24 protein-coding genes are annotated in these 22396 nt (G+C 46.9%); 15 read left to right on the top strand and 9 right to left on the bottom strand.

Annotation, left to right across the window (positions count from 1 at the left end):
• Window positions 1-66 precede the first annotated feature (66 nt).
• The 8 genes from U0021_RS04140 to U0021_RS04105 all read left to right on the top strand — a co-directional run bounded on the left by U0021_RS04140 (window position 67) and on the right by U0021_RS04105 (window position 7901).
• Window positions 67-819: a BON domain-containing protein gene (locus tag U0021_RS04140; RefSeq protein ID WP_114800651.1), complete on the top strand. Its 753-nt coding sequence runs from the start codon at window positions 67-69 to the stop codon at window positions 817-819.
• 131 nt (window positions 820-950) lie between these two features.
• Entirely contained in the window at window positions 951-1193 is a 243-nt protein-coding gene (locus U0021_RS04135) for a BolA family protein (RefSeq protein ID WP_049237754.1), read from the top strand.
• A gap of 15 nt (window positions 1194-1208) precedes the next feature.
• Window positions 1209-2471, top strand: coding sequence for a UDP-N-acetylglucosamine 1-carboxyvinyltransferase (gene murA, locus U0021_RS04130; RefSeq protein ID WP_114800650.1), 1263 nt, complete (start codon window positions 1209-1211; stop codon window positions 2469-2471).
• Between the two features lie 77 nt (window positions 2472-2548).
• The gene (gene hisG, locus U0021_RS04125; protein ID WP_078256064.1) at window positions 2549-3205 is read left to right on the top strand and encodes an ATP phosphoribosyltransferase; all 657 of its coding nucleotides are present in this window, start codon (window positions 2549-2551) and stop codon (window positions 3203-3205) included.
• 5 nt (window positions 3206-3210) lie between these two features.
• Complete coding sequence (locus U0021_RS04120; protein WP_114800649.1) at window positions 3211-3555, top strand: gamma-glutamylcyclotransferase family protein; 345 nt, start codon at window positions 3211-3213, stop codon at window positions 3553-3555.
• A 198-nt stretch (window positions 3556-3753) separates the two neighbouring features.
• Window positions 3754-5061 (top strand): histidinol dehydrogenase, encoded by a 1308-nt coding sequence (gene hisD, locus U0021_RS04115; protein WP_114800648.1) that lies wholly within the window; start codon window positions 3754-3756, stop codon window positions 5059-5061.
• Between the two features lie 83 nt (window positions 5062-5144).
• Complete coding sequence (gene hisC, locus U0021_RS04110) at window positions 5145-6242, top strand: histidinol-phosphate transaminase (protein WP_114800647.1); 1098 nt, start codon at window positions 5145-5147, stop codon at window positions 6240-6242.
• Between the two features lie 132 nt (window positions 6243-6374).
• A complete protein-coding gene (locus tag U0021_RS04105; RefSeq protein WP_114800646.1) occupies window positions 6375-7901 on the top strand; it encodes a fumarate hydratase in 1527 nt (508 codons plus the stop codon).
• A 145-nt stretch (window positions 7902-8046) separates the two neighbouring features.
• On the opposite strand, the gene U0021_RS04100 is transcribed toward U0021_RS04105, so the two are convergent.
• The 4 genes from U0021_RS04100 to trxA all read right to left on the bottom strand — a co-directional run bounded on the left by U0021_RS04100 (window position 8047) and on the right by trxA (window position 11227).
• A complete protein-coding gene (locus U0021_RS04100) occupies window positions 8047-8460 on the bottom strand; it encodes an Ohr family peroxiredoxin (RefSeq protein WP_078256068.1) in 414 nt (137 codons plus the stop codon).
• Window positions 8461-8671: 211 nt separating this feature from the next.
• Window positions 8672-9040 (bottom strand): hypothetical protein, encoded by a 369-nt coding sequence (locus tag U0021_RS04095; RefSeq protein WP_114800645.1) that lies wholly within the window; start codon window positions 9038-9040, stop codon window positions 8672-8674.
• A gap of 363 nt (window positions 9041-9403) precedes the next feature.
• The gene (gene rho, locus U0021_RS04090; RefSeq protein ID WP_078256070.1) at window positions 9404-10672 is read right to left on the bottom strand and encodes a transcription termination factor Rho; all 1269 of its coding nucleotides are present in this window, start codon (window positions 10670-10672) and stop codon (window positions 9404-9406) included.
• A 234-nt stretch (window positions 10673-10906) separates the two neighbouring features.
• Window positions 10907-11227 carry a thioredoxin gene (trxA, locus tag U0021_RS04085; protein WP_049237741.1) on the bottom strand — a complete coding sequence of 107 codons (321 nt, stop codon included), beginning with the start codon at window positions 11225-11227 and terminating at the stop codon, window positions 10907-10909.
• Between the two features lie 181 nt (window positions 11228-11408).
• On the opposite strand from trxA, the gene U0021_RS04080 reads away from it, so the two are divergent.
• Entirely contained in the window at window positions 11409-12137 is a 729-nt protein-coding gene (locus U0021_RS04080; protein WP_114800644.1) for an RluA family pseudouridine synthase, read from the top strand.
• A 48-nt stretch (window positions 12138-12185) separates the two neighbouring features.
• Here the strand turns inward: U0021_RS04080 and U0021_RS04075 are convergent, their stop codons facing one another.
• The 5 genes from U0021_RS04075 to U0021_RS04055 form a co-directional block, all read right to left on the bottom strand.
• Entirely contained in the window at window positions 12186-12512 is a 327-nt protein-coding gene (locus U0021_RS04075; RefSeq protein WP_049237738.1) for a beta-lactamase hydrolase domain-containing protein, read from the bottom strand.
• 139 nt (window positions 12513-12651) lie between these two features.
• A complete protein-coding gene (locus U0021_RS04070; RefSeq protein ID WP_114800643.1) occupies window positions 12652-14361 on the bottom strand; it encodes a SulP family inorganic anion transporter in 1710 nt (569 codons plus the stop codon).
• A 3-nt stretch (window positions 14362-14364) separates the two neighbouring features.
• The gene (locus U0021_RS04065) at window positions 14365-14757 is read right to left on the bottom strand and encodes a hypothetical protein (RefSeq protein WP_327037552.1); all 393 of its coding nucleotides are present in this window, start codon (window positions 14755-14757) and stop codon (window positions 14365-14367) included.
• 69 nt (window positions 14758-14826) lie between these two features.
• Window positions 14827-15147: a BolA family protein gene (locus U0021_RS04060; RefSeq protein WP_114801166.1), complete on the bottom strand. Its 321-nt coding sequence runs from the start codon at window positions 15145-15147 to the stop codon at window positions 14827-14829.
• A 30-nt stretch (window positions 15148-15177) separates the two neighbouring features.
• The gene (locus U0021_RS04055) at window positions 15178-16002 is read right to left on the bottom strand and encodes a M48 family metallopeptidase (protein ID WP_078256076.1); all 825 of its coding nucleotides are present in this window, start codon (window positions 16000-16002) and stop codon (window positions 15178-15180) included.
• Between the two features lie 349 nt (window positions 16003-16351).
• On the opposite strand from U0021_RS04055, the gene pstS reads away from it, so the two are divergent.
• The 6 genes from pstS (at window position 16352) to phoR (ending at window position 22393) form a co-directional block, all read left to right on the top strand.
• Window positions 16352-17491, top strand: coding sequence for a phosphate ABC transporter substrate-binding protein PstS (pstS, locus tag U0021_RS04050; protein WP_049237730.1), 1140 nt, complete (start codon window positions 16352-16354; stop codon window positions 17489-17491).
• Window positions 17492-17598: 107 nt separating this feature from the next.
• The gene (gene pstC, locus U0021_RS04045; protein ID WP_049237728.1) at window positions 17599-18561 is read left to right on the top strand and encodes a phosphate ABC transporter permease subunit PstC; all 963 of its coding nucleotides are present in this window, start codon (window positions 17599-17601) and stop codon (window positions 18559-18561) included.
• A gap of 10 nt (window positions 18562-18571) precedes the next feature.
• Entirely contained in the window at window positions 18572-19444 is an 873-nt protein-coding gene (gene pstA, locus U0021_RS04040) for a phosphate ABC transporter permease PstA (protein ID WP_078256078.1), read from the top strand.
• Window positions 19445-19545: 101 nt separating this feature from the next.
• The gene (gene pstB, locus U0021_RS04035) at window positions 19546-20352 is read left to right on the top strand and encodes a phosphate ABC transporter ATP-binding protein PstB (RefSeq protein ID WP_049237765.1); all 807 of its coding nucleotides are present in this window, start codon (window positions 19546-19548) and stop codon (window positions 20350-20352) included.
• 293 nt (window positions 20353-20645) lie between these two features.
• Entirely contained in the window at window positions 20646-21335 is a 690-nt protein-coding gene (gene phoB, locus U0021_RS04030) for a phosphate regulon transcriptional regulator PhoB (protein WP_114801165.1), read from the top strand.
• A gap of 2 nt (window positions 21336-21337) precedes the next feature.
• Entirely contained in the window at window positions 21338-22393 is a 1056-nt protein-coding gene (gene phoR / locus U0021_RS04025) for a phosphate regulon sensor histidine kinase PhoR (RefSeq protein ID WP_114801164.1), read from the top strand.
• Window positions 22394-22396: the final 3 nt, after the last annotated feature.

Raw genomic sequence — 22396 nt, 5'->3', positions numbered from 1 at the left:
GAACCATAAAATTCAAGAAAAGTTGATTGACCGCGGGGCAAATCCGCAGCGATAGGAAAGGATGTTATGAAAAAATTACTGATCGTTTTGATGGCTACGGCAGCGCTTGGTTTGACAGCGTGCGCCACTCACAGTACCCAAAGTGTCGGCGCTGATGCGATGGGTCGCACCATTCCTGAGCGTATCAGTGACAGCAGTATCGAGCTTACCGCACGCCGCAATCTTGCTACCATCCCAGGGGTTAGCCCAAATGCAGTGCGCATTGATATTGCCAGTTTTCGCCGAGAAGTTTTATTGACTGGTGAAGTGCCAAGCGAGCAAATCAAGATTGAAGTTGGGCGCACGATTGACTCAATGAGAGACGTGGAAAAAGTCTTTAATTATTTGACTGTCGTTGAGACCCCAAAAAGCCAAAGCCATACCCTGCAAGAAAATTACTTACGCTCGAAAATCAATGCTCGACTTTTGACCAATCGAGACATTAAGTCTTCACAATACAGAGTCATCGTACGCGATCGCACCGCCTATGTCATGGGCTATTTGACCCCTGATCAGCAAGGCTATATTTTAGAAGCCATCCAGGCGACACCTGGCATGGAGGCTGCAGTGACCTTGACGACTTTGGTCAGTGCTCAGGAGCTTGAAAATTATGCCAATGAGGTCGCCGCAGAGGCATATGTCAGCGATGATGGCTATGGTGGCGTGGTGACCGAGCCTGATGTGGTGGAGGGTGGCTATACCTTGCAAGAAATTTATACACCCAACGCCAGTAATGCCGCGCCTGTCAATACAGCACCTGTGTTTGAAATTCCCCAATAGGTTTTGTATCACATCCAGTGGTCATTTGGCGACATATCTGGCAGCGTGTGATGATAAATTTTGCCAGACTTTGATATAATAACAGCAATTATTTAGGCGGCATTGACCGCTCTTTGACAACGAGAAAATCTATGAATGCACAAGCTTTAATTGAGCTACTTCGCCCACATTTTACCGATGCCCACATTGATGCGGTGAATGAAGGTAATAAATTTGAATTACTGATCGTTGATGATGCCTTTGAAGGTAAGCGTTTGGTGGCGCGTCAGCAGATGATTTATGCACTTGTTAATGAACATATCCAAAGTGGCGCTATGCACGCTTTGACGATTCATGCGCTTACGCCTGCAGAATACGCCGCCAAAAAAGCTTAAGCTAAGGGATCAGTTATGGATAAATTTAAAATCACAGGTGCAAGCCGTATCGCTGGCGAGGTGACCATTTCAGGTTCAAAAAATGCCGCGCTGCCACTGCTGGCAGCAATGCTACTGCCTAATGGTGAGACGGTGCTTCATAATGTGCCGACGCTCAAAGATACAGCCACTTTGATTGAGCTGATCGCAGGCACTGGCGTTAAAATTCGCAAAGAAGGCAGCACGGTCACAGCAGATGCCAGTGTCGTGACAGATTATTACGCGCCCTATGAGCTGGTGCGTACGATGCGCGCATCGATTTTGGTCTTAGGTCCGCTGCTTGCGCGTTTTGGTGAGGCGGAAGTCAGCCTACCAGGTGGCTGCTCGATCGGCTCGCGACCTGTGGATCAGCATCTTAAGGCACTAGAAGCCTTGGGTGCGACCATCGAAGTTGAAAATGGCTATGTCAAAGCCAAAGCGCCCGCAGGTGGTCGCCTGATCGGCTGTGATTTTAGCTTTGATATGGTGACGGTTGGCGGCACCGAAAACATCATCATGGCAGCAGCGCTCGCTCGCGGTACCACGCGCTTAGAAAACTGTGCCACCGAGCCTGAAGTGGTAGATCTGGCAAATATGTTGGTTGCCATGGGGGCTAAAATCAGTGGTATCGGCACAACGACGATGATCATTGAGGGGGTTGAGAGCTTATATGGGTGTGAGTACAGCGTGATCGCAGATCGTATCGAGACAGGCTCTTATTTGGCAGGTGCGCTCATGAGCCGCGGCGATGTGTTGGCGCTCAATACATCGGCAGAGTTTTTACATCCTGTGCTCAAAAAATTTGAAGCTATGGGAGCGACGATCACCACAGGGGATGACTGGATTCGTGCAGTGATGACCACGCGTCCAAAAGCGGTCGACATCCGCACTCAAGTACACCCAGGGTTTCCAACCGATATGCAAGCACAGCTGATGGCGGTGTGCTGCTTGGCAGAAGGTACAAGCACGATTATTGAAAATATCTTTGAAAATCGCTTCATGCACGTGCCAGAGCTTCAGCGCATGGGGGCAAATATTCGCGTCGATGGTCATACTGCCATCGTTGAAGGTGTCGAAAAGTTCATGCCAGCCCCTGTGATGGCAACCGATTTACGAGCATCTATGTCACTTGTAATGGCGGCAGCGTGTGCTGAAGGTGAGAGTATCATTGACCGTATTTATCATATCGATCGTGGTTATGATGATGTGGAAAATAAACTGCGTGGGTTGGGCGTGAATATTGAGCGTATCAAAGTCTAAAGTTATAAAGACTTTGACGCCATTTTCACCAAATCACACCCAATCTTTTACTATTTAAACGGTGGCACCGGCAATTGATGACAACCATGACAGAAAATTTTTCAGGCTTAACCATTGCCCTGTCAAAAGGGCGAATTTTGGATGAAACTTTGCCTTTATTTGCTAAGGCAGGCATTGTACCGCTCGAAGACATTAATAAGTCTCGAAAGCTTATTTTTCCTACCACGCATCCTAATGTTCGTTTACTGATTTTGCGAGCTTCTGATGTGCCAACCTATGTAGAGCATGGTGCGGCGGACATCGGCGTCGCGGGCAAAGATGTCTTGATGGAATACGATGCGCAGATTTATGAGCTGCTTGACTTAGACATCGCCAAATGCCGTCTAATGACCGCAGGTGTCAAAGGCGCGGTGCTACCCAATCGCCGCTTGCGTATCGCCACCAAATATGCCAATGTAGCCCGCAGCTATTTTGCGTCTCGTGGTGAGCAGGTGGACATCATCAAGCTGTACGGCTCGATGGAGCTTGCGCCTTTGGTGGGATTGGGTGATTTGATTGTGGATGTGGTGGATACGGGTAATACCTTGCGCGCCAATGGTTTGGAGCCTTTGGAGACCATTTGTCAAGTGTCATCGCGCTTGATTGCGAATCCTGTCAGCCATAAGCGCAAATTGGTGCAGATTGAGCCAATTTTACAGATTTTGGAAAAAGCAGTCCTGGAACAAGGCGCTTAAAGATCATGGAGCACCTATTTGTTTATGGGACGCTCGCGCCTGGCAAATCTAATCATCATATCATGACGCCGATTTTGGGTACTTGGCAGCAGGCAGCGGTCAAGGGGGTGATGGATGAGATGGGTTTTGGTCTGACAGGCGGCTATCCTGCTTTGGTGATTGATGATACCGCTGAGTTGGTGCAAGGATGGCTATTGAGTTCTGATGAGCTGGATGTGCACTGGGAACGTCTAGATGCTTTCGAAGGTGAAGCATATCAGCGTGATCAGGTAACTGTAGTGACTCAATCGGGTCGGTCTGTCATGGCTTATGCTTATACCTTGCATGACGCATTGCGTGGTAAGATTTAGCGATGTTTAGTTAGAAAATGACTAAAAATAGGTATTCAAGCTTAAGGCTTAGGTAAAATGCATCTTTAATAAAGCCATATGATTAGTTTGTGATTTAACCTGGTCTGGATTGGATCCAAGTTTTGCTTATTTCATCAATTGACCAAGCTTTGGACGTGATAAATTTATATTGATTTTATATGTATTAAATGAGTAGCCATGCCAAATATAAAAATTTTAAACAGCCAAGATGATAGCTTTGACAGCCAGTTAAAAGACTTACTTGCCTTTGAAACGGTAACCGACAGCACACTGATTGCCACGGTCAATAACATCATCGCTAAGGTGCGAGAAAGCGGTGATGAAGCGGTGCTAAGCTATACCCAACAGTTTGATAAGCACCCCGCTGTCAGCATGGATGAGCTGTTTGTCAGCGCTGATGAACTAAAAGCGGCATTTGATGGCTTAACCGATGATGTCAAGCACGCCTTAGAATACGCCGCCAAGCGGATTTTTGCTTTTCATGAATACCAAAAAGAAGACGGCTTTCGTTTTACCGACCATTTGGGTAATATTTTGGGACAAAAAGTCACGCCCCTTGACCGGGTGGGCATTTATGTGCCGGGGGGCTTGGCAAGCTATCCGTCCAGCGTGCTTATGAACGCCATACCTGCCAAAGTCGCTGGCGTTGGGCATATCACCATGGTCGTGCCCGCCCCAAGTGGTGAACTTAATCCCTTGGTACTCGCGGCGGCTCATCTGGCAGGCGTGGATAGTGTGATTACCATTGGCGGAGCTCAGGCGGTGGCAGCACTAGCTTATGGCACTGATAGCATAGCTGCGGTGGATAAAATCACAGGGCCTGGCAACAAATACGTCGCTGCCGCCAAGCGTGCGGTATTTGGGCAAGTGGGCATTGACATGATTGCAGGACCATCAGAAGTGCTGGTCTATGCCGAAGGTGAGCCTGATGATAATGCTGAGTGGCTGGCGATGGATTTGTTGTCGCAAGCTGAGCACGACACAGTGGCACAGGCGATTTTTGTGACCACGTGCCCCAAGCAGTTACAAGCGGTCAAAGATGCCATTGATGATGCCTTGGCGGTTTTGCCAAAAGCCGATATCGCCAAACAGGCGCTTGCCAGTCGCGGGGCATTGATTTTGGTCAAAGACCGAGCCGAAGGCATTGATGTCATTAATCAAGTTGCCCCTGAGCATTTGGAGCTGTCATTGGATAACCCCGAAGAAGTAGCGCACTATGTACGCCATGCCGGAGCGATTTTCTTAGGAAGACATACGCCAGAAGCCATTGGCGACTATTGTGCAGGCTCTAACCATGTCTTGCCGACATCAGGCACGGCACGATTTAGCTCGCCGCTTGGGGTTTATGATTTTACCAAAAAAACATCGCTCATCTATTGTACGCCAGATGGTGCCAAACCTTTGGCAAAAACGGCGGACATTTTGGCGGTGCAAGAAAACTTAGATGCTCACGCCCTGTCAGCGCGCTATCGCCATGATGGGTGAGATTTATTAATCATTGACATAATCAAAGTTTTAAAGCTGATTAAATCACAACTTTTAAAATCTAAGGGAAGCTTCGTATAATCATGAGTATTGACAATCGTTTGTGGAGCGCTAAGGCAAAAAGTCTTAGCCCTTATGTGCCTGGCGAGCAGCCCAAGCATGATAATTTGGTCAAGCTAAATACTAACGAAAATCCCTATCCGCCAAGCCCAAAGGCGGTGATGGCGATGCAGGCAGTACTCAGTGATGAGGCGCGTATGCTTCGCTTATATCCAGAGCCTGAGTCGGATGAGCTTTGTCAGGCTTTGGCAGGGTATTATGGGCTAAAGCCAGAGGAAGTGTTTGTTGGTAATGGGTCGGATGAAGTGTTGGCGTTGGTATTTGCGTGCTTTTTTACCAAAGAGCGTCCGCTGCTCATGCCAGACATCAGTTATAGCTTTTATCCTGTGTATGCCGATACCTTCGGCGTGACAACCCACAGCATCCCACTCAAGGACGACTTTAGCATTGATGTAGAAGACTATCATAAGCCTTGTGATGGGGTGATATTGGCAAATCCAAATGCACCGACAGGGCGCCTGTTATCCATCGAAGATATCAAAAAGCTCATCGCCATGCACCCTGATGCGGTGGTGGTGATCGATGAAGCATATATTGATTATGCCGATGATGTCAAAGAAGCCTCTGCGATACGCTTGATTCGCCAGTTTGATAATTTGGTGGTTACCCAAACCTTTTCAAAATCTCGTGCCTTGGCTGGCTTGCGCGTGGGTATGGCTTTTGCCGATCCAAATTTGATCGCGGCTTTGACGGCGATGAAAAATAGCTTTAATTCTTATCCGCTTGACCGCATCGCCCAAGCAGGCGCCAAAGCCAGTGTCGAAGATGTGACCTATTTTGAAGATCAGCGCACCAAGGTGATCAAACTTCGTCAGGCACTCACCCAAGACTTGCAGGCGCTTGGCTTTACAGTGCTGCCTTCAGCGGCGAATTTTGTCTTTGCCACCTTAGCTGCTCATGACGCAGCAGACATCAGCGATCGTCTGCGTCAAGAAGGCGTGATTGTGCGTCATTTTAAGCAGCCGCGCATCAAAGACTATCTGCGCATCAGTGTGGGCACACAAGCTCAAAACGAGCGACTGATCGAAGTACTGACACAGATTTTGTCAGTTGATAATTAATTACTGACCTGCTTGATCGGCTTGCCCATAAAGGCTTGCCAAGATTTTAAAATTTTAAAGCAGCTTAAGATTACTTAAGCAAATATTAGCCGTTTGCGTGCTTAGCACCAAATTAGCCAAAAGGAAGTCACCATGACCGTCATTAAGCAAGATGATTTTATTCAAAGTATTGCCGATGCTTTTCAGTACATCAGCTACTACCATCCTACAGATTATATCGAGGCGTTGGTTGAGGCCTTGGAGCGTGAAGAAAACCCCGCTGCCAAGGATGCCATGACCCAAATTTTGGTCAATAGTCGTATGTGTGCCGAAGGGCATCGTCCGATTTGTCAGGATACAGGCATCGCGACGGTATTTTTGAAAGTTGGCATGAATGTGACTTGGGATGCCACCATGAGCGTCGCCGATATGGTTAATGAAGGCGTGCGCCGTGCTTATAATCATGCGGATAACACGCTACGCGCTTCGGTGCTGGCAGACCCAGCAGGCAAGCGACAAAACACCAAAGACAATACGCCAGCGGTCATCCATATGGAGATTGTGGCGGGTGATAAAGTGGAAGTGACTTGTGCTGCCAAAGGTGGCGGCTCTGAAAACAAGTCAAAGCTTGCCATGCTAAACCCATCGGACAGCATCGTGGATTGGGTGCTTAAAACCATCCCGACCATGGGCGCAGGCTGGTGCCCACCTGGGATTTTGGGTATTGGTATTGGTGGCACGCCAGAAAAAGCAGCGCTGCTTGCCAAAGAGTCTTTGATGAGTCACATCGACATTCACGAGCTCAAACAAAAAGCCGACTCTGGTGCTGAGCTGTCAACCACCGAAGCATTGCGCTTGGAGCTTTATGAAAAAGTCAATGCTTTGGGCATCGGCGCGCAAGGTTTGGGTGGATTGACAACGGTGCTGGATGTTAAGATTCTTGATTGCCCAACACATGCCGCCTCAAAACCTGTGGCAATGATTCCAAACTGCGCCGCCACACGCCATGTAGAATTTGAGCTTGATGGCTCAGGTCCAGTTGAGCTGGTGCCGCCAAGTTTGGATGTGTATCCAGATGTGACTTACAATCCTGAAAATGGCAAGCGAATCAATGTCGATACATTGACCAAAGAAGAGGTGGCAACTTGGCAAACAGGCGATGTTCTGCTTCTGAGTGGCAAAATCTACACAGGTCGCGACGCTGCGCATAAGCGCATGACTGATATGCTTAATAATGGTGAAACGCTGCCAGTCGATTTCACCAATAAGATCATTTACTATGTTGGTCCGGTCGATCCTGTGGGTGATGAGGTGGTGGGTCCGGCAGGTCCTACGACAGCGACACGCATGGATAAATTTACCCGTCAAATGCTAGAGCAAACTGGACTGCTTGGTATGATTGGTAAGTCAGAGCGTGGCGAGGCGGCTTGTCAAGCGATTGCTGATAATAATGCCGTTTATCTGATGGCAGTGGGCGGCTCGGCGTATTTGGTTTCTAAAGCCATCAAAAATGCAAAAGTAGTGGCGTTTCCTGAGCTTGGCATGGAAGCGATCTATGAATTTGAGGTCAAAGACATGCCAGTGACAGTCGCCGTAGATAGCAGCGGCAGCTCAGTGCACGCTACCGCGCCTAAGATTTGGCAAGCCAAAATCGGTAAGATTCCTGTGGTGGAAGCTTAATTTTTTAAGCTGATTTTACTGTATTGCCCTAGGTGTCTCCTGGGGCAATTTTTTATATCTAAAATTATACATAAGCCAAAGATAAAACCGCTCAAATCAAGCGAATGATTTGAGCGGCATACCAAAGTCAAATTATTTAACCAAATTATTCCACCGAAGCACTGAGCTTCATGTCGATATTACCTTCAACCGCTTTGGAATAAGGGCAGACGGTATGAGTTTTTTCAACCAGTGATAATAGCTCATCTTCGGTAATGTCACCACTAGTTGCGACCACATGGATGGCGCCGGTTAAAAAGAAGTTGGAATCGCCTTCTTTATTTAGCTCAATGGTGACTTGAGTTTTACTGTCAAATGTTTTACCGGCAGATTTTTTGACCAAGCCCAATGCGCCATCAAAACAGGCGGCATAGCCCATGGCAAAAAACTGCTCAGGGTTGTTACCGTCTTTATTGCTACCCGGTTGAACCATATTATAGCTGTTATCGTCGTCTGATAAAGTCGCTGTACCTGTTCTAGCGCCGACAACACTTGCCGTAGTTTCATAAATTTTGCTCATTTGGCTCTCCTAACTCATTGTCCTTGGGTAAATTGGCATGACTCAAAAATCATGCTTTGTGTTTTGATTGTAGCAAAATTCTCTGCCAAGCCAAGTAAAAAAATGTACTGTTTTACTTACTGTTTTATGTTAAGCCAAAAAAAAGAGAACTCCGTAGAGCTCTCTTTCATCTGAAATCAGATAATTTGCTTCAGCGATCAGCTGTATCAAATTATTTAGATTGTTCAGTCGCTTCAGTAGCAGCTTCTTGAGCAGCTTCAGCGTTAGCTTGAGCTTGGTCAGCAGCAGCTTGAGCTTGAGCAGCTTCAGCAGCAGTAGCGTCGCTGGTCATAGCGTCAGTCGCTTCAGCAGAAGCTTCGTTAGCAGCTTCAGTTGCGTCTGCAGCAGCTTCAGCAGCAGCGTTAGCAGCGTCTGCAGTAGCTTCACCAGTAGTTGTAGCAGCTTCGTTAGCAGCTTGTTGTGCGTCTACAGCAGCTTCAGCAGCAGTATTAGCAGAATCTTGAGCTTGGTCAGCTGGCTTTGAGCAAGCAGTTAGAGCTAGAGCAGCGATCAATGCAGATGCGATTAGTTTGGTTTGCATAATAAACTCCAATGGGTCGGTATTTGACAGAAAAATACCTACGGAATATCAATTAAACATTTTTAATTTAAAAATGCCAATCTTCTATCCATAGGTTGATACACATTTGTATCAGTATACAACAATTTAGCAAAGATAAAAATAGAATTTTGTTAAACTATATATGAAATATGTAACAAAATATACTTATAACTTTGCTTATGCCACTCAAGCAAGCGGCAATAATATTGCATCAGGCTTCGGTGTTAAAAATATCTTAGCATACATTTTTTAATATTACAATTCAATGACACAAAATATTTTTAGGTTTACGCTGTGATGCGTGCCCAAAGCCTAGTGCTTGGTACATCTGTGCCTTTGGATTCAGCTTTGAGCCTTTTTAACCATTTGTTCAAAAAACTCTTCATTGGTTTTGGAGTCTTTTAGGCGCTCAAGCAAAAACTCTGTGGCTTGTGAGTCCTCCATTGGCTGCATCAATTTACGAAGGATCCAAACGCGGCGCAAAGTTTCTTCATCAAGCAAGCGCTCTTCTCGGCGAGTGCTGGATTTTTTGATATTAATGGCAGGGAAGATTCGGCGCTCAGCCAGCTCGCGCTCCAAGGTGATTTCTTGGTTGCCTGTACCTTTAAATTCTTCAAAAATGACGCTGTCCATTTTTGAGCCTGTATCAATCAATGCGGTTGAGATGATGGTTAGGCTGCCACCTTCTTCCACATTTCTGGCAGCACCAAAAAAGCGCTTAGGGCGCTCAAGTGCATGAGCGTCCACACCGCCTGTCAGCACCTTACCACTTGAGGGAATAACAGTATTATAAGCGCGTGCTAAGCGTGTGATAGAATCAAGTAAAATGACCACATCTTGCTTATGTTCTACTAAGCGTTTGGCTTTTTCGATAACCATCTCGGCAACTTGAATGTGTCGCTGCGGCGGCTCATCGAAGGTAGAGGCAACCACTTCTCCGCGCACGGTGCGCTGCATTTCGGTCACTTCTTCTGGGCGCTCATCAATCAATAAAACAATCAGATGGCACTCAGGATGATTCTTGGTGATGGCTTGCGCGATGGTCTGTAATAGCACCGTTTTACCTGCTTTGGGCGGCGCTACGATGATAGAGCGCTGACCTTTACCAATCGGTGCGATCAAGTCAATGATACGCCCAGTTAAGTCTTCGGTCGTGCCGTTGCCTGTCTCAAGCACCAGCTGCTTGGTAGGAAACAGCGGCGTCAAGTTTTCAAAAATCAGCTTGTGGCGACTACGATCAGGCGTATCAAAGTTAATTTCACTCACCTTTAACAGAGCAAAATATCTTTCTGAGTCCTTAGGTGGGCGGATCTGCCCTGCGATGGAGTCGCCAGTTTGCAAATTAAATCTGCGGATTTGGCTTGGGCTGACATAGATGTCGTCTGGCCCTGCCAAGTATGAACCTTCGCTTGAGCGCAAAAAACCAAATCCATCAGGCAAAATTTCAAGCACGCCATCGCCGTAAATTGCTTCGCCATTTCTGGCATGTGTCTTTAAAATGGCGAAAATGATGTCTTGTTTGCGACTGCGAGCCATATTGTCCAGACCCATGGATTCAGCGATCGCAAGTAACTCGCCAACGGATTTTCTTTTTAGTTCGGTTAAGTTCATAGATAGGTAAGATGTGTGAATGATCAGCCTAAAAAAGCAGAATGATAGATTTGCATGAGGTAGAAAAAGAAAAATGCAATCTGAGAAGGTGATTGCAGGTGCGCTCATATTAAGCGCAAATCAAGCGTTTGTCAAGAGTTGAGCGGCAAACTTAGGTCAAATTCTCAAAAATTTTATCCAAAAATAAACCTGATTTGAAAATGATCAAATCAGGTTTTAAGATGAATCGGTCTATTACAAATGCTTGTCAAGCAAAGCGGCAAACTCAGATTTTGGACGACCGCCCACCACAGTGTCAACACGCTCACCATTTTTAAAGACAAATAACGTTGGGATGCTGCGAATGCCAAAACGCGCTGCAGATTGAGGGTTGGCGTCGACATCAACTTTGACGATCTTGACACGACCGGCATAATCTTCGGCAAGTTCTTCCAGTACAGGTGCGATGGCTTTACATGGACCGCACCACGCCGCCCAAAAATCAACCAAAACTAATTCATCAGAACCTAAAACATCAGCATCAAAGCTGGCATCAGTGGCATTAATAATTGACATAATATACTTCCTTTTTTACAGTGGATAAATGGCGATTGCCTATGAAGCATTATGTGGTTTATTGCAAAAAAATTCAAGATGTCAGCTTGGGTGCTAAGTCATGATATAATAATAGCCTTTCTGCCCCAAGCCCTGAGTGGGCGATTGAATTTATCAAACTTACTGATTGAGCAAATAAAAGATGACCCTAACTGATGCTGATATTCTTCGCATGAATGCGCTAGAGCTTGCGCAAGATGACTTATTTTTTCACGAATTTGCCAAATCAATCACGATTTATGAAGATGAGGACATTTGGGTGCTAGATAAGCCAGCTGGGCTTTTGAGTGTCGATGGACGCGTGCTAAAGGTCAGTTTGCAGTCGCGACTTTTACGCGTTAATCCCAACATTAAGCTCATTCATCGACTGGATATGGATACCTCAGGGCTCATTATTTTTGCTAAATCCAGTGAGGCTCAAACGCACATCAGTAAGCAGTTCATTGACCGCATTCCCCAAAAAGAATATCAAGCCGTTGTGTTTGGAACATTGATGACAGACGATAAAAAGGGTGTCATTGATGTGCCTGTGCGCTATGAGCCAACAACCAAGCCGCGTCATATTGTCGATATGGATTGGAATAAGCGGGCGCTGACCCATTATGAAGTGTTACATCATGAGCTGCGCTGTGATGAGAGCGGCAGGGCGCATCCTGTGACTCGAGTGGCGCTCAAGCCCATCACAGGGCGTAGTCATCAGCTTAGGGTGCATATGGTATATCTGGGTCATGTGATGATCGGTGATCCCATTTATGCTGAAGATGTGGCGCTTACACTGTCAAATCGCTTAAATCTACACGCTCACAAGCTTCGCTTAAAACACCCAACGCATGGCATTTGGATGGATTGGACCAGTCCAGTGCCATTTTAAGGCTGTGTATTTTAATTGGATGATGACCCAAAGATCATTATAGCCTGATCAGATCAAACCCGAGACGACCGCGCATTGATACAGGCGCTTGGCGCGTGAGCCTGTACCACAAAATACCATCACAGGTTTTGGCGCATCTTTAATCAGATCAGCGAACGCTTGGGCTTGGGCGAGATGGATGTCATCAATATCAATCGGCAGGGTGTGATAGCTAAGTCCAGCGATTTCGGCACTTTGAGCAATGTCAGACCCTTTGGGCTGCCCATCAATTTCATCATCAAAACGCAGATTAATCAAACTTTTAAAGCCTAATTTGGCAAGTCCATGACATTGCTTAGGATGGATTTGTTTGTAAAGGGTGATTTGACTGTGCATGGGTGAATCCTTGATATTTGTTTTGGATTTATGATACCCAATGCCAAGATGACTTGCAATTGTGATTTGGCATAAGCTTATGACAGTATTTAGCGATTACAGCTGTCATTGTTTCAAAATGGAATAAGGTAGGGCTGGTTCAAAGGTCTGTGCTGGGCTTGGTCAGGCTTTGAACTGCTTGATTGGCACTTAAAAAAATACGCCCTGACAGATCTTCAACCATCGGACTTGTCTTTAGAATATCCATCACAGGACCCTTGACTTCAGCCAAATGTAGGCGCTGACCACGCTCAATGCAGCTTTGATTGAAGGTGATAAGCATCTCTTGGGCAGATAAATCGACGTGATTGACCGCAGTCATCATCAGGACAATGTCATGAATGCTGGGGTCGTCAGACAGCTGGGTTAAATTGGCAAGAACGGACTGAGCATTACCAAAATACAAGCTTTCATCAATGCGCAAAAGCAGCAGTCCATCAAACGTGGTTGCTTCGTGCCGCTCAATATTACGAAAATGTTCGCTGTCACCGACGCGCCCCACAATGGCGATGTGTACTTGATGTGTGCGATAAATCATCGCGGCAAAACTTGCCAAAAGTCCGACAACCAAACCGCTATTTAAACCAAAAATAATCGAGGTAAAGAAGGTGATACCAAAACAAATGGCATCGAATTTATCCAGCTGCCACGCGCTGATAAAGGTTTTGGTATCAACCATCGAGATGACAGAGCTGATGATCACTGCTGCCAAAATGGCATAGGGCAGACCTGCCAAATAGCGCCCCAAAAAAAGCAAGATCATTAGCACGCCCAAGGCGCAAATGATGGACGCTAACGGTGTTTTGGCGCCCACAGACAGGTTTAGGCTGGTGCGCGAGATACCGCCTGCGACCGCAAAACCACCAAAGGCACCGCTGGTGATGTTCGCCAAACCCAAGCCCCCAAGCTCTTTGTTGGCATCGTACGGCTCACCGCGTATCCGTGCCTGCTGTGCTGAGATCGTACTTGACGAAATAAAAGCGATCAGCGCGATCAAGAGCGCCGAGGGTAATAAATCTAATAAAGTGGTTACAGAAAAATTGGGAAAAGCGATTTTGGGTAAACCTGTGGGCAAAGGTTGTAGCAATCTGATCTGCATTTGCTCAAATCCCATGCGATGACTGAGCCAAATGGAGAGGGCGACAATTAAAATGACAAAAAAGCGATTGCCAAAGCCGCGCCACTGAGTCGGCAGCCAGCCCCAAATCATCGCCTCACCATAACGACTGATGATCAATAAAAGGGTGACGCTAACCCCAAGTAAAGCTGTCGGCAGATGGATGGGTTGAGTGCTGGTATAAACACTTAAAAACAGGTCAATCAAGCTGTCAGCATTTAAAGGGACACCGATGATGTGCTTGATTTGACTAAAAATAATTAATACTGCTGCCCCGCTGATAAACCCTGAGGCGACGCCACGACTGACAAACTGCATAATCCAGCCCAGACGAATCAGCCCAGCGATCAATAAAATCCCGCCTACCATAAAGGCAAGAATGATGGCAAGTGAGTTGTATTGTAAGCTGCCAGCGGCATAGCCAGTCAGTGCTGATGCGGTCATGATGGCGGTAATGGCCACTGGACCGATAGATGAGACGCTACTGGCGCCTATCCATGCGTAGACAATCACAGGCGCGATGGCGGCATATAGCCCCATAATGGGCGGTAGACCTGCCAAGGCGGCATAGCCCAGGCTTTGAGGGATAACCAATACCGCCATCATAAGCCCAGCAGGGATGTCTGATAGAGCCGTGCGCGGATGCTGAATGAGCTGCAAAACCCAATGAGGCAGTAGATTTTGCACTCTCATCAGTTATTCTCCGTAGATTTTCACACCTTGGGCAAATGCACATTGTTTTTGGCGAGCGGCAAGAATCATGGCATCATGCTCACCATATAAGCGAGAGAGTGTCTCTTTTTTGGCGGCGCGCTGTCTGCTATTGGTGCCCACGCCCCAGCTGATGCTTGGATAGATGCCGTGGCGGCTGCCTGTCACACCGATCCCAATGCCAGAGGCGGATAAACCAATTTGCTCATTTTGAGCTCTTTCGACCAAAGTGGTGACGCGGCGCACTTCTGACTGCAGCTGAGTGCAGTCATAGCTGTGATACATATTGGGATTGACATACTGCGGCGTGATATTGCCAGTAGTGGCACAGCCTGCCAGCGCGACAGCAGAGGCTGCGGTGATCATGAATTTTTTCATCATAAAATCCCTATTAAAATCAATTTTTAGCCTTAACTTAATCATAGATCATAACGCCAAGGCAGATTATCAGCGACGAGAAGCGCACAAAGGGCTGTCAGGTGCTTGCTCAAGCTTCGCCCATTCATCAGGCGTATAGGCATGGATGGCAAGGGCGTGAACCGTGCCACCGCCACTCATCAAAAAAGGCTGAGCCAAGGCATAGACTGCCTGATGGCGAGCAGCCAAGCGCTGCCCCTCAAACGCTTCACTGACAATCAAAAGCTTAAAGTGGCTTTCTTTGCCCTCAAAATAGCCGGCATGCATGTGACTTTCGTTCTGCAATGACAGTGTGCTAGGGCTAAGCGCTTGTAGTGCTGCACTCAGCGCCGCTGCTGTTGGGTTATTCATCATATCACTTAACTAGTTTAATTTGATCAATTAGCGTCTGGGTGCTGCCTGATACAGTGGCATCACCGTTGGCACCAAGGCTTTTAGATTGCTAATGCGATTGGCAGAGCTTGGGTGTGTGCTCAAAAACTGCGGCACGCTGCCACCACCAGCTGACTGCATTTTTTGCCACAAAGTGACCGCAGCATTTGGATCGTAGCCTGCGCGTGCCATCAGCTCAATGCCAATTTTATCAGCTTCTGCTTCTTGGGTGCGCGAGTGCGGTAAGTCCAGTCCCAGCTGACCTGCTAAGCCTACCAGCTGTGCTTGACCGCTTGATAGCCCAAGCGCGCTCACTGCGATACCCAGAACGCCTTGGGTGGCGACGCCTCGGCTGGCTTTTTCGCGAGAATGCTCACGCAACGCATGCGCCATCTCATGCCCCATGATGGCAGCGATTTCGGCATCAGTCAGCTTTAGCCGCTCAATGATGCCAGTATAAAAGACAATCTTACCGCCTGGCATGACATAGGCATTGATTTGATTATCGGTGATGGCATGCACTTTCCAATCCCAGCTGGTCGCATCTGGACGCAGCGCTGTCGTCTGTGGAATCAGATGATTGGCAATGCGGCGAAGGCGCTGAACTTGCGCATAATTATTATCAAGCTTACCTTTGGCGCGCGCTTCATTGATGGTTTGTAGATAGGCTCGATTGGACAGCTGCATGATCTCTTCACTTGAAACCAATAATAGCTGTTTTCTGTCGGCGCCCACCACGCCTGCGCTGGTGGTGCTAGAGCAGCCAGCAATCGGTGCGACAGTGGCTGCAGCCAAAGTCACTGCCAAAACATTTTTTTTGATGAAACTTTGCATACTCATCCCTCGTAGAATGCCTGTGATGTCTTAAAATCGTAACGCTTGTAGTGATTATAAACCAAAGCCTTTTATAAGCCTAGCGATCTAAACAAAAAATTCACAAATTATCATTATTCATAGAATCACTATTTCAGTCGCTATTTTTTAAAAGCCAGTTTATTTAAAGCTCGCCTGACTTGCCTGCCAAAAGCCTTGTCATCAAATTGTCATATAATTTTCATATAACCGTCATCTGTCAGTCATTAAATCGTCATGCACGATTTTTACAATACGCATAACTTATGTGATAAATCTCCTTAGCTTTTAACATCCATATCCTTAATAGAGTTTACCCAACGGAGTTATGATGAAAACGAACATCAAATTGATCAGCCTATCTGTCGCTGCTGTTATCGCGCTAACTGCTTGTAGCAAAAAAGACGAACAAGCTGCAGCGGCTCAGCCAGAACCAGCTGCAACGACAGCAGCTCCAGCTGACGCTGCCCCAGCCGCTATGGAACAAGTTGCTATCAACATCACAGGCGCAGGCGCATCTTTCCCACAACCAATCTATGCCAAATGGTCAGCTGATTTCAAAGAAGCTACCAGCGGTCAAGTGAACTATCAATCAATCGGTTCCTCAGGTGGTATCAAGCAAATCATCGCTAAAACTGTTGATTTCGGTGCTTCAGATGCGCCATTGACTGTGGATGAGCTAAACGCTGAAAACCTAATCCAGTTCCCAACAGTGATCGGCGGTGTTGTGCCTGTGGTGAATATCGAAGGTATCGAAGCTGGCGCGCTTAAGCTAGATGGCGAAACTTTGGCAAATATCTACTTGGGTAAAGTGACGAAGTGGAACGACCCTGCGATTGTTGCACTTAACCCAGATTTGACACTGCCAGATGCTGACATCACCACAGTATTCCGTTCAGACGGTTCAGGCACGACCTTTAACTTCACTGACTACCTAAATAAAGTTTCAACCGACTGGGCAAGCTCAGTGGGCGTAGACAAAGCCATCAAATGGCCAACCGCTTCTTCAGGCGCTGCTGGTAAAGGTAACGAAGGCGTAGCAAGCTATGTTAGCCGCATCAAAAACTCAATCGGCTATGTAGAATACGCTTACGCCAAGCAAAATGGCATGTCTCATGTGGCACTTAAAAACGCCGCTGGCGAATTTGTTCAGCCATCAGCTGACAGCTTCGCTGCTGCAGGTGACATCGATTGGTCAGCAGCACCTGGCTTTAACCAAGTGCTAACCAACTCAGAAACTGCAGGCGCATGGCCAATCGCTGCTGCAACTTTCATCATCGTACACAAAAACCCAGAAAATCCTGAGCAAGTTGCTGGTGTTCTAAGATTCTTTGACTGGGCATACACCAATGGTGACCAAGCAGCGCTAGATCTTGACTATGTACCATTCAGCGACAAAGCGGTTGAGCTGTTCAAGGCAAGCTGGAGCGAAGTGAAAGACTCAAGCGGCAATGCAGTTTATGCACAATAAGCTGCCCTATAAGCTGCGATGACTTCTTGAAATGTGGCTTGTCAGAATTGGCAAGCCCATTATTTCTTAAAATACAGCCAATTTAGCAAAATCAGGGGAATTCCCAAATGACCACCCAAAATTCAGCACTCGCCGCCAGACTCAGTCGCCAAAAGCGACTTGATGGCGCTTTTGTTTGGACAACCAAACTGTCTGCGCTGCTTGTACTTTTGACTTTAGGCGGTATCATGCTGTCACTAGTCTTTGGTGCAATGCCGAGTATTCGCGAATTTGGTTTAAATTTTTATACCAGCAGTAACTGGGATCCAGTCGCTGGTCAGTTCGGTGCATTGGCACCAATTTATGGCACAATCGTCACCTCCATTATCGCGGTCGTGATTGCCGTGCCAGTCAGTTTTGGTATTGCTGTCTTTTTGACAGAACTTTGCCCAAACTTCCTAAAAAAGCCATTGGGTATCGCCATTGAGCTGCTTGCTGGTATTCCATCGATTATCTATGGTATGTGGGGTCTGTTTGTCTTTGCGCCTTGGTTCGGTGATACCGTGCAGCCATGGCTGATCAATCATTTGGCAGGACTGCCGATCATCGGTCAGATGTTTGTTGGTGCGCCTATTGGTATCGGTCTTTTCACGGCAGGTTTGGTACTTGCCATTATGATCATTCCATTCATCGCTGCGACCATGCGCGATGTGTTTTTGGTGGTGCCTGATTTGCTAAAAGAGTCGGCGTATGGCATGGGTGCGACTACTTGGGAAGTTGTTACTAAAGTTGTGCTGCCTTATACCAAAGCGGGTGTGGTCGGCGGTCTGATTTTGGGCTTGGGCCGTGCGCTTGGTGAGACCATGGCGGTGACTTTCTTGATTGGTAACACCTTTAATATCAATACAAGCCTATTTACTTCTGGGGTATCGATCACCTCAGCCTTGGCTAACGAATTTGCTGAAGCCTCAAGCGAGATGCATTTATCGTCGCTGCTACACTTAGGTTTGATTCTGTTTGTGATTAGTTTCATTGTATTATCAGCCTCTAAGCTTATGCTGATGAAGATCGACAAGCGAGCTGGAAAATAAGGATAATACCATGATTAATGAAAAAGCAAATTTTGCCAATCGCATCCATATGCCAAAGTATCATCGCCGCCGTGCGGTGAGCCGCTTTGCGATGGGATTGACCGCTGTTGCGATGACTTTTGGTCTGTTTTGGTTGGCTTGGATTTTGGTGACGTTATTTGCCCAAGGTATCCAAGGCTTGATGTCTATGCCAGTGTTTAGTATGGATACACCACCGCCGATGGCCGAAGGTGGTCTGCGTAACGCCATTGTCGGTTCGATCATGATTTCTTTTGCTGGTCTTGCGGTGGGTACGCCGATTGGGATTTTGACAGGCGTGTACTTAGCAGAATTTGACCAAGGCGGCTGGCTTGGTCGTGCCACGCGCTTTATGAATGACATTTTGCTGTCAGCACCTTCTATCGTGATTGGTTTGTTCGTATTTGCTTTGATGGTTCAAGGTCGCGGATTCTCAGGCTGGGCAGGCGTTGTTGCTTTGGCGGTGATTGTGATTCCTGTGGTGGTGCGCACCACAGAAAGCATGCTGCTACTTGTGCCCAATAACCTGCGCGAAGCAGGCTATGCACTAGGCGCGCCAAAATATAAATTGGTCAGCCACATTACCCTAAAATCCGCCAAAGCAGGTGTGATTACAGGCGTGCTGCTTGCTTTTGCTCGTATTGCTGGCGAAACTGCGCCGTTACTATTTACCGCGCTAAATAACCAATACTTTAGCACAGATATGTCTCAAGCGATGGCAAACTTACCAAATACCATCTATCAGTTTGCGATGAGTCCGTATGACAACTGGCATGCTTTGGCATGGGCAGCGGCGCTACTGATCACTTTTGCGGTATTACTGTTAAACATCATCGCTCGTGCTTTATCGTCCAAAGCGCATTAAGAGTCAATTGATCTTAGCCAACATAGCCAAAGTGTTTGAACACTTGCCAAATATAAGGAAAACTCAACATGAATACACTTAACCAAAGTCTGAACCCAACCATGAACACAGCGTTTACTGATAGCAACACCGATGATAAAACTCTAAGCCAAACTGCCGCCAAAGTACAAGTGCGTAATCTTGACTTTTATTATGGTGATTATAAGGCGCTTAAAAATATCAATTTAGATATTTTGGATAAAAAAGTTACCGCTTTTATCGGTCCGTCAGGCTGTGGTAAATCAACGCTTTTGCGCACGCTAAACCGTATGTATGACCTGTACTCAGGCATGCGTGCGACAGGTGAGATTATCTTGGATAACCAAAACATCTTAGACAGCCGCGTCGATGTTAACTTGCTACGCGCGCGCGTTGGCATGGTCTTTCAAAAGCCAACCCCATTTGCCATGTCAATTTATGACAATGTGGCGTTTGGTGTGAAGTTATATGAAAATTTATCTAAATCTGAGCTTGATGATCGCGTTGAATGGGCGCTTCAAAAATCTGCCCTATGGAATGAAGTCAAAGACAAGCTAAAAAAATCAGGTCTATCTTTATCAGGTGGTCAGCAGCAGCGTCTATGTATCGCGCGCAGTGTGGCGACGCGCCCTGAAGTGTTGCTACTAGATGAGCCAACATCAGCCCTAGACCCTATCTCAACAGGTGCGATCGAAGAGCTGATCCATGATCTAAAACAAGATTATACCATCGCGATCGTAACGCATAACATGCAGCAAGCGGTTCGCTGCTCTGACTTCACCGCTTATATGTATTTGGGCGATATGATTGAGATGGGCGAAACCAGCCAAATCTTCAACAATCCGCAAAATCAAGCAACGGCAGATTATATCGCTGGTCGTCACGGCTGATTGATCAAGCAAGAGTCTCTGTCTTGGGCCCAAGCTTTGGTGGGGCGATCAAAGGTGTCGTATTTTGATCGGTCAAAGGGCTTTGGCGGACAGCCCAAGGCGTGCTTAGCACTCCTTGGGTTTTATTTTGGTCGATGTCTTCTTACTTTTATGAATTAATTAAAGTTTGTTAAACGAATTAAGCCATGTTTTGTGGCTGTTATCGGACAATATTTATGTTACAATTTAACTCAGCCCTTACCCAAAAGCCTTATTCAACCTACCCAAAAGCCGTTTTAGGGAGTTCGCCATCAATGAGTGCAAAAATCTTGGTTGTTGAAGATGAGCCTGCCATCAATGAGCTGATTGCGGGGACTTTGGATTTGTCGGATTTTGATGTGGTTCAAGCCTATGACACCCAAGGCGCTTATGTGGCTGTGGTCGACGAAAAGCCTGATTTGATCTTATTGGATTGGATGATGCCACATGGAGAGTCTGGGATTGATTTTGCGCGCAGACTCAAGAAAAACCCAACCACTGCTGATATCCCCATCATCATGCTCACCGCCAAAGGTGAAGAAGATAATAAAGTGTATGGGCTCGATGCGGGTGCGGATGATTATATCACCAAGCCTTTTAGTACTCGAGAACTGATCAGCCGAGTCAAGGCAGTGCTTCGCCGCACAGGCATCGGCATGGGCAAAGAGCTGATGCAGGCGGGTAATTTATCCATCAACACAGCCAGCCAAAGAGTCATGGCAGGCGATGCTGAGATCACCATGAGTAGTACCGAATATCGTCTGCTTTGCTTTTTTGTGATGCACTCAGAGCGTGCCTATACACGCGCTCAGATTCTAGATGCGGTGTGGGGCGGTAATGTTTATATTGATGAGCGTACGGTGGATGTGCACATTCGTCGTCTGCGTAAGCTGCTGGCACCTTATGGGGCAGATACGCTGATTCAAACAGTGCGCGGTACAGGCTATCGGTTCTCGGATAAATAATCATGAAACACTCTGCTGCCGATTTTGGTTTATTGGTAGAGAATTTGCCTGATGGTATCGTGGTCATGGATATGAGCCGCTTGGCGATTGAGTACATCAATCCTGCCGCCAAGCGCTTGCTTGGTATCGCCTCTGATGAGACGCAAGGTCATGCCTTGCCAAGCACAGTGTTTGCAAATAGCACGTTTGAGCAGCTTTATGACATCTATAAAGATCCAAGTTTGCCCCACTCGTTTTGCCAAAATCACCCGACGATTACAGGCAATGTCCTAAACCTGCGCTTGGTGCGACTGACGGATGATCGCTGCGCTGTCATGGTCAAAGATCATACGCGCATGCAGCAGCTTGAGCAGATGCGGACAGATTTTGTGGGTAATGTGTCGCATGAGCTGCGTACGCCTTTGACAGTGATTTTGGGTTATCTTGAGAATTTTACACTGACTGATGATGTTAAGCCTGCGTGGGCGCGTGGGCTCAAACTTATGCGTGAGCAGGCTATCCGTATGAATGACTTAATCAATGATCTGCTCATGCTGTCGCGTCTTGAAAGTGATGAAACCAAGCCGATGGCTGAAGTCAATATGCCGCGCCTGCTGATGCAAGTATTTGATCAAGCATCTGCCAGTAACCAAGCGGGGCATTTGATTGATATTCATCTGGATACCGATAAAAATATTTTGGGGATTGAGGCTTATTTGTACAGTGCGATTATTAATTTGGTTTTAAATGCCATTAAATACACGCCATCAGGTGGGGCAATTGATATCATCTATGAAGAAGATGGCGGTGATGTTCATCTGTCGGTGACCGATAATGGCATTGGGATTAGTAGTGAGCATCTTGGGCGGCTGACTGAGCGATTTTATCGGGTGGACAGTGGGCGTAGCCGTGCGACAGGCGGGACGGGACTTGGACTTGCCATCGTGAAGCATGTGCTAAATAAGCACAATGCCCGCCTAGAAATCAGCTCAGAAGAAGGCGTTGGCTCTACCTTTCATATCATTTTTCCCAAAAGTCAAACCATCTCTACACAGACCTTACAAACACAAGCGATATAACAG

Source organism: Moraxella canis, from assembly GCF_034424565.1.
GTDB classification, from domain to species: domain Bacteria; phylum Pseudomonadota; class Gammaproteobacteria; order Pseudomonadales; family Moraxellaceae; genus Moraxella; species Moraxella canis.
Note: the sequence above shows the minus strand (reverse complement) of the source record. Positions and strands in the feature narration are given on the sequence as shown.